Source organism: Streptomyces sp. NPDC059037 (genome assembly GCF_042740015.1).
In the GTDB taxonomy this organism is placed as follows: Bacteria; Actinomycetota; Actinomycetes; order Streptomycetales; family Streptomycetaceae; genus Streptomyces.
Window position 1 is genome coordinate 1 of the sequence record NZ_JBHYIG010000374.1, and the last position, 8,245, is coordinate 8,245.

Here is an 8,245-nt window from a genome sequence, read left to right on the forward strand (position 1 = left end):
GACCTGCGCGGGGACGGACGCGACGCAGTGCTACGGACTACGCCCCTGGTGGGATCAGAGAGTGCGCTTGGGCCCGGCGAGGCCGCCGGGCAGGCCGATGGGAAGCGATCCCGCCGGGGCGGCGGGCGGCTTGCCCTGGGCCGGGCGGGCAGGCGCGATGCCGGGTGTGGGCTCGGGTGCCGCCTCGACGAGGTCGGGGCAGTTACGCGCCCAGGCATCCAGGAACCGGTTGCGCATGTACGCCTTGGCCTGCCTGCCCTTCTCGAACCGGTAGTTGGCCGAGCCGATGCCGAAGTCCCGCAGCAGGTTGCCCAGGTGGTAGGCGTTCAGCCCTTTGGTGCCGTACTCCGCCCACGGGGCATCGGCGTCTTGAATCAGGGCGGCGACCAGATCCTGGGTGGCCAGGGCTTCGGGGTTGTCCGCCTGCGTGAAGATGCGGTGGATGTCGCGCAGCAGCCGCGTCTTCAGGCTGCTCTGCTCGTCCTGGACCGTCTCGTGCCGGGTCATGGCCACGCACGCGGCGCGGGCGCGGGCGGGCCAGTGGCCGCCGGCCAGGTCGGCGATGACGACCAGCGGCTCCCAGGTGTCCGCTGCCCGGTCCTCCACCGGCATGTCCGGAATCATGCGGGCAGCCTCGCTCCGCAGCGGGCCCAGCCAGGCGGCCAGCTTGTCGCGCAGCACGTTGAGTTCCGGCACTGAATCCCGCAGCCGGAACGAGGCGACCTTCTCGCCCGTCTTGCGCTTCTGCATCCGCAGCACGACCGCCCGGTCCATGATCGTGTCCGGGAGGTCGCCGATCCCTGCGAGTGCGGCCATGGCGAAGGTCGGGTACGGGGTCGGTTTGTGCTCGGGGCCGGAGATGCGCCAGGCGGGCCGGTTGCGCTGGTGCCCGGCGTTGAGCAGGCCGCGCAGGTCCTCCTTGTCGCCCGCCTTGGGGCCGAAGATGGTGTCGGCCTCGTCCACCAGCAGGCTGGGCGGGTTCTTGCCGATGACGCGGTAGATGACCGCCGTGGAGATGTTCACGGTCATCATCGGCTGGTGCACGGTCTCGTGGAGCACATCCAGGACGCGGGACTTGCCGCAGCCCTTGGTCGGGCTCACGATCGCCAGACGCGGCGCGTGCTGCAGAGCGGTCTGGATGTGCGTGGCCGCCAACCACAGGGTGACCGCGGTCAGCGCCTCCTCACTCGGCAGCACCACGTACTTGCCGACCGCTGACCGCAACTCATCCAGCAGCGCAGCCCCGTCACCGGACGTCGGCTCCGCGCCGTCGGTCGGTCCGGATGACTGCCCCGGACCGGTCCGCGGGCCTTGGTCCGGTCCGCCAGCGTGGTCCGGTGACGGGACGTTGGTCCGCTCGGCGGCGGGGGCGCCGGTCCGCTCCCGGGCGTGCGGACCGGCATCCGGCGCTTGGTCCGCACCGTCGCGGACCACCGGACCAGCGGGAGCGGACCGCGTCACAGCGTGCGGACCAACCTGGTCCGCAGCGCCCGGCCCGGTCCGCGCGCCGCTGACCTGCGCCTCTGCCACAGGCGCGGATATCCGGTCCGGCGACGGGATCGTGGTCGGCGTGGCTTCGGCGGACCGGTCCGCGACCGCTGCACGGCGCGGACCAGACTGCGGACCAGAGTCATCCGGCGCGTGTGGTCCGGCGGACCGGCCGTCGTCGTGGTCCGCCGGACCAAACCCTTGGCCGGGCACGGCCACCGGCGGCCAGACGACCTTGGGTTCGGCCGCCGAGGCAGCGGAAGGGGCGGGGGATGTGTTCGAAGTACGCGAGGACGTAAAGTCCTCCATAGACGTTCCTCTCTGGTGAGGGGCCAGGCGGGCAAGGCCCGGCCCCCTTCACCGGCTCGTTCGGTCAGGTGTGGGCGATCAGTTGGGGAATCTCCGGCCTTTGGCGGTGGCTCGCCGAGGGCCGTTCTGCTGCCCGTGTCAGGTGCGGGGTCAGGCCGTGAGGTCGTACGACGTCTGCGCGTCCAGCCACGCGTCCACCTCCTGCCAGCGATAGCGCAGGTGGCGGCCGACCTTGAGGGTGTTCGGGCCGGTGCGGCGGTGCCGCCACTGGTAGAGGGTCTTCACCGGTACGCCGAGGTAGGCGGCGACCTCCTCCGGCGTGGCCAGCGGATCGCGGCCAGCGCCGTCGGACGCAGTGGCGCTACGCGGAATTCGGGGCATGGGGACTCCTTCACGGGATACGGGCGGGGACATGATGGCCACGGACTTCGCGGCGCATCCAGCGGCATTTTGCGGAAACTCCGCGGCCGCACCAAACGGCGGCACATCGCCGATTGGAACCCATACCGTAAACGACGATCCCCGGTGGGCGGCATAACGCTCCGTCAGAGAATAATTCCGCGGGAATTTCGCCCTACGGCACGCTGTCCGGGGCCAAGGTGCCAGGTCAAACCCCACTGGGGGCGCGCATCGGAGACTCCCAGGCGCAGCGGTGCGGCACCGCACGACGGGGTGTCGGCTTCACTGAACTACCCTCGCGGCATCTTCAATAGCCAGCGTCAGCAAGTTTTCTGGACCTCTTGAGTAAACCCTTGCCATGGCCGTCGATTTCGAGTTACAGCTATCTGTCATGGCAACCCGACCCGTAGAAATAGACCCCGCCGGAGTTCAAACCGCGCGCAATATCGAGCGCCTGCGCCTGCTGCGCGGACTTTCCCAGCACCGCCTCGCCGAGTACTGCACAGCCCTCGGCCGCCCCCTGTCCAACATCGCCCTCAGCCGCACCGAACGCGCCCGCCGCCGCTGCGATGTCGACGACCTCGTCACCATCGCCACCGCCCTCGGCGTCGTCCCGAGCGCCCTGCTCCCCCACTCCATTGCGGGGCCGCGTGGCTGAGCCGTACGACCGCTGGCACAAGAAGCGGCCACAGGCGGACGAGGAGAAGTGCACAGCCCACAACAAGGTCCCCTCGGGCGAACACGGTCGCGGCAAGCGGTGGTTGGCCCGGTGGCGCGACCCCGAGGGGCAACAGCAGAGCGAGAGCTTCGACCGGCACGAGGACGCCCGGCAGCACCTCACCAAGATGCAAGGCAGCGTCGACGACGGCACGTACATCGACCCGAGGAAGGGCGAGGCCCAGCTCAAGGCGGTGGCCGAGCAGTGGCTGGAAAACCAGACCTTCGACAACCCTCGGACCTACGCCCAGTACGAATCCCGCGTCCGCAACCACATCATCGGGCCGCTGGGCTCACTCAAGCTGCGTCAGATCAAGGCGTCCACCGTGCAGACCTGGATCAAGCGACGGCTGCAGGTGCTGGACGAGACGACGGTCGGGCTGGTCTTCACGCACCTGTCGTCGATATTGGCCATGGCCGTGGACGACGACCTGATCGCCAAGAACCCTTGCGAGACGGGTTCGGTGAAGCGCGTGAAACCGAGGCGGTCAAAGAAGGCAGCGAAGGACGTGCCTCTGTCCTGGGAACAGACCGACTCGGTGCGCGAGCACCTACCCGACCGGTATCAGGCCACAGTTGACTGCGGCCGAGGGCTCGGCATGCGGCAAGGCGAGATCTTCGGCTTCAGCCCCGAGGACGTCAACTGGCTGCAGAAGGACAAAGTCGTCCACATCCGCCGCCAGATCACCCACGACCGCGGCACCCTGGTCTTCGCCCCGCCAAAGGGCGGCACGGAGGACGACCCCAAGGACCGCTTCGTACCGGTCGGCGATGCGCTGGCCGTGCTGCTCACCGAGCACATGCGCAAGCACCCGCCGGTCGAGGTCACCTTGCCGTGGATGACCAAGGACGGCGAGCCGGTGACCGTGCGCCTGGTGTTCACGACGCGCGAGCGCAAGCCGTTTAACAAGAACTACTTCAACTACCTCTGGAAGGGCGCCCTGGAGGCGATCGGCGCGATAAAGGCCCTCAACGACAAGCCTGTTGGCAAGGGCCGCAAGTGGGAGGAGTGCCGCGACAAGATGATGCACGCACTGCGGCACCTCTTCGCCTCCGAGGCGATCAACGAAGGCGTCGATGTATATACGCTCGCCGACCTTCTCGGTCACGAGGACCCGGCCTTCACGCTCCGTCGGTACGTGCACCGCGTCAAGGGCGCGGTCGAGAAGGCCCGAAAGGCGATCGGTCAGCGGTACCGGCTCATCGCATGATGGCAGGTGAAACCCTCCAATCCCCCGAGGGCGCCCACCGACGGACCGTGACAGGGCTCGCGTCACCGGCGCCCCTTTTTCCGCCCGCTTCGAGACCTCCTTCGGGGCTGATTACGTGCAGCTTCTGGGCCCCGTTGCTGCGTGTCCGGTTTGCGAGGGAACGGTTTCACGCGCACAGACACAAGCGCTCCGGCGAGCAAGCCCTGTTCCCTTACTGCGTCGAGTAGTTGGGCTGCTTCGGCAGGCGAAGCCATAATGCGCTGGTGCTCGGTGCGATCATGGATTTCGAATCCGTAGCCGAAATAGACCATCGCGGCGCGGCCAGCGCGTGCTGCATTGCGCCAAGGTTCCGACGCCTGCACGAATGCGCGAGCTAGGACCGTACCGTCCGCGTGCCTAAGTATCACACCTTGACTGTTCAAGGTGAGGATCAACTGCTCGGCCGAGGGCACCGTGGGTACCGGCCCGATTAGGCGTCGCATCCCCTTGGTGCAGGCCCGCTGAATCTGCAACTCAACCGACTTGCCAGTCTCGGGTGACGTGACGGCAAGCATTGCGTTCGGCTGCAAAATCACCAGTGGTCTTGTCGTCGGAAGCCACTGATGCGCTTCTGGCAACAACACATCAATGTTCGAGGTCCCGTCGAGGACTCCGTAGACAGGGTCGGTTGACAAGGCCAGCACCGCATGGCAAGTAGCTGCTGCGTACGTAGCTGCCAGCATGGGCTCCTCCAAGAGGAGACCGCCATCGGCAGCCATGATAGTTTCCATTTCTTCCTGATACTTGCGCTCTATCGTGTCTCCGAGGACTGCTGAAATCCGTGACATCAGGCCGCCGTAAATGCGCTCCCACACGCTGCTGGGGTCATGTGGATCCGTGAAGGTCTTGTCGTGGAGCTGGCCCATCAGCTCCACGAACCCTCTGCCCTGTAAATCTCCTTTCATGGCCCGCCAGCCGTCGTGCACCACCTGAAGCAGTAGGAACCGTGCATGATCGGTAGCTGTCTGGAGTGCCGGATTTTCACGGATGCCGGTCTCTTCCCAGAGGCGCCCAAGCAATTCGACCGCCTGCTGCTCACCCGTCACTACCCATTTCCAGGCACACTGGCAACCAACGTTATGCACGAGATGGTGGACGGCGAACCCATACAAGGTCCGAGAACCTGCGTAAGGCAGGAAATCAGCGAGCGCAGCATTCGCTTCCTCCCACCTGTCCTGCATAACAAAAGCCTCAACGAGCAGACGCTTCAAGTCCGCCGTGGTAGCTGCCCAGGGGTTGGGGCTCTGAGCCAGCGCGGCAGTGATGGCCTGATCGGCGCGGTCAGCAGCACCACTGCTCAGCAGGTCTTGGATGTTGGTGAGATCTTTGACCGCCTGCGACGCCTCGGTGGGCGGCAACCTACGAGCCACTGCGCGGAAGCCCTTCAGCACCTTGGCAAGACCGTCGTCCGAGGCAATGCGTATCTGGGTCTGCAGCATCAGCAACGCCTCGGTGGCGAGGTCGGCGACTGCTGGGCCCAAAGGGTCAGAAAGCTGCTGAAGGTAGGCAAGTACAGGGCGCAGATGGGCAGTGAGCTTTTCAGCGGTATCGGTGTGCTGACGTAGCTGAGCGATGCGCGCCAGAACAGTGTGCGCCTGGGCCGCCAAGCTCTTATCCGGGTCACCAGCCCGACGAAGCCACTCCAGCTCCAGCTCCAGCAGCCTCTGCGCAGAATCGTATTGACCGTGGGCGTGATGGAAGGCGGCGAGGTTGCCCATGAGTAGCGACGTATACAAATCCGCTACCTCAGCTGCCTCAATGTGCCGGACCAGCACTGCCGCGTGCTGGGCTAATTCCCAGGCCCGTTCCGCTTGTCCGGTTTGCATGGCCCCGCGAAGCCAGCGGTCGGTGTGACTTGCCACTAGCGGCAACCCGTCAGAGGCGGTTTCGGACAGCCGCAGACGCTGCGCCAAGATCACCTGCAGCACCGCGTTCATCGACAAGGTGTCCTCGCTGCCGGGGAACGCTTCCACGCGTACCGGCAGCGGCTCGTCGTACCGCACGAGGGAGACGTTGAGCAGCTCGCGGACCACTTCCCTGACTGGGGTATGAGCCTCGTCGAAAACCGCCCATCCCGGTGCTGGCGGCAGCTCCTCTGGTGCAATGAACGTTCCCGCCAGGGCTAGATGAACCGGTACCCGGCGCGGGCCAAGCCAGCACAAGGCAGCCAAGGTGTTCAGCGTCTCCCGTAGAAGGTTCCTGGCCCGTGCCCCACTTACCAGGCGCTCAACGCTCAATGCGACAGCGGCCGCCAGGGTTCGGGGATAGCCAGTCGGCACCGAATCCTCATCGTCCGCAGCGCGCATGAGCAACGTATCCGCGTAGGCGGCGAGTCGGCCCACACCGATATCGCAGCTGACCAGATAGCCACAAGCGACTTCAATCGCCAACGGCCAGTGCTCCAGCGTCTGCGCCAGCTGTAACAATGGCGCCTCGTATTCCGTAGCTTCCTGCTCGTTCAATCCCAACCGCAGCCGCAGCAGTTGCATCGCTTCACCGCTGCTCATCGGGCTCAGTTCAATACGTCCCTGCACACTGCGCCAGTTCCCGCCCAGAGACGTTGCGATGACCCGGCCTCGTCCACGGCGCGGCAGCCACGGCGCAGCAGTGCGCGAGTTGGCGTCGTCGAACACCATTAGCCACGGGCCTGGCAGAGACTGCAACTGGGCGTGCACACGCTCCCGCAACAACTGCGGATCCGTCACCTCGGCCGGTTCACCGGAGCCGGTCAAGTGCGCCAGGACGCGGGCAAACGACGCGATTAACGATTCCTCGGTCTCCGCGTCCACCCAGTAGATCGCGTCGTAGCGGAATGCCTGATCAGCGATATGCGCCGCTGCCAGGCTGGACTTGCCCAGCCCCGATAGGCCCGTGATGACGCAAATCGCCGCATTCTCATCGCCGGTGTCGGGCGCGCCGAGGACGTCACGGATACGGTCCACCAGATCCGACCGCTCTACATCAGGCACCACCGGCATCTGCCCGTAGATGAGGCCAAAATCCTGTCGCCCCACGGCCGCGAGCAACTCCCCATCGCCCACCAGCACGCACCGCCGGAAGTCCTCTACATCCCAGCAGGCCAGGGCAGGGTCCACCGCCCGACGCATGACCTCCGCCACCAGATACCCCAACACCAGGCCACCGGACCGGTGCGAGAGCCCACAGCCCGCCTGCTCCCGCTGCCGGCGCAACGCGCTGCTGAGATCCTCACGCAGCTGCGCTTCACCTCGCCCGTCGAACTCGATCCTGGCTTGCCCCAGACGCTGCCATTGCTGTGCCGAGAGCGCCTCGCACAGACCCCACGCTGCCGGTGCCCGTGTCAGCAACTTCTTGATTTCCTCATGCAGCACTGCGACGTCATCACCGTGGCGCCGAAGCAACTCGGCGAGCCGCAGGCAGCCTTCGTCCGGAACAGCTGACGTGATCAATCGGTACTCCCGGGCTTCGAACCCGGTGACCAGATGCACCAGCACCGAGACGGCCTCCCGTGCCCGGACCACCCGCGCTGAGCCAGCACTCTTGACCTGCACCGCCATCAGCGAACGACCGGCAGCATCGACCAGGTCAAAGTCGACCGCATCCACACGCTGCAACGAGACCGTGTCCCCGGGGCCTTCAATACGGCAGGCGGTGACCTCTGTGTCTCTCATGCTGGCCAGCAGCGCCTCTACTGTGCGCAGGTACTGGTACTGGAACCCCCGAGCAGCAACCCGCCCACCATCCAACGCCACGCAACGCCCCCTGCGTCGAAGCCGATCCGTAACATCAGATTACGCACAGCCACTGACAGCACCCTGCTTTCGATGAACTCCGGCCCTCGGCGGACGTCAGGGGGTGCACGACGGAGTTAACCGACCGCCCATCCGCAGGTACACGGCGATCGTTAGCATCGCGAGATCCAACTATTGCCGCGCCTATGTGCACCCGTTGTGCACCGGTCCGCCTCGGTGGGTCGCATCCATGCTGGTCAGAGGTTGCTCCCTGCTGTACTTCGACATCTAGGAAGTAGGCGCGGACTCGGCGAACAACCGCCGAAGCCCCGCGCACTGTGAGCGGAGCCTCCACCCAGGTCTGGGTGGAGG

5 protein-coding genes are annotated in these 8,245 nt (G+C 66.0%); 2 read left to right on the forward strand and 3 right to left on the reverse strand.

All coding sequences use genetic code 11. The annotated features are described in order from the left end of the window. Positions 1–54 precede the first annotated feature (54 nt). Positions 55–1,224, reverse strand: coding sequence for a DUF3631 domain-containing protein (locus ACFWY6_RS42190; RefSeq protein WP_384702225.1), 1,170 nt, complete (start codon positions 1,222–1,224; stop codon positions 55–57). Positions 1,225–1,947: 723 nt separating this feature from the next. Beyond that, a complete protein-coding gene (locus ACFWY6_RS42195; RefSeq protein WP_384702213.1) occupies positions 1,948–2,178 on the reverse strand; it encodes a helix-turn-helix transcriptional regulator in 231 nt (76 codons plus the stop codon). Positions 2,179–2,587: 409 nt separating this feature from the next. Between ACFWY6_RS42195 and ACFWY6_RS42200 the strand changes: the two genes are divergently transcribed. After that, positions 2,588–2,854 (forward strand): helix-turn-helix domain-containing protein, encoded by a 267-nt coding sequence (locus ACFWY6_RS42200; RefSeq protein WP_384702216.1) that lies wholly within the window; start codon positions 2,588–2,590, stop codon positions 2,852–2,854. Further along, positions 2,847–4,124 (forward strand): tyrosine-type recombinase/integrase, encoded by a 1,278-nt coding sequence (locus tag ACFWY6_RS42205; protein WP_384702219.1) that lies wholly within the window; start codon positions 2,847–2,849, stop codon positions 4,122–4,124. Before ACFWY6_RS42200 ends, ACFWY6_RS42205 begins: the two co-directional genes overlap by 8 nt. A 62-nt stretch (positions 4,125–4,186) precedes the next feature. Here ACFWY6_RS42205 and ACFWY6_RS42210 read toward each other — a convergent pair whose 3' ends face one another. Continuing rightward, positions 4,187–7,894, reverse strand: a complete 3,708-nt coding sequence (locus tag ACFWY6_RS42210; protein WP_384702222.1) for a hypothetical protein — start codon at positions 7,892–7,894, stop codon at positions 4,187–4,189. Positions 7,895–8,245 lie beyond the last annotated feature (351 nt).

Coding starts and splice junctions, on each gene's coding strand:
- ACFWY6_RS42200 (WP_384702216.1), top strand. CDS start 2,588: ATGGCAACCCGACCCGTAGAAATAGACCCCGCCGGAGTTCAAACCGCG.
- ACFWY6_RS42195 (WP_384702213.1), bottom strand. CDS start 2,178: ATGCCCCGAATTCCGCGTAGCGCCACTGCGTCCGACGGCGCTGGCCGC.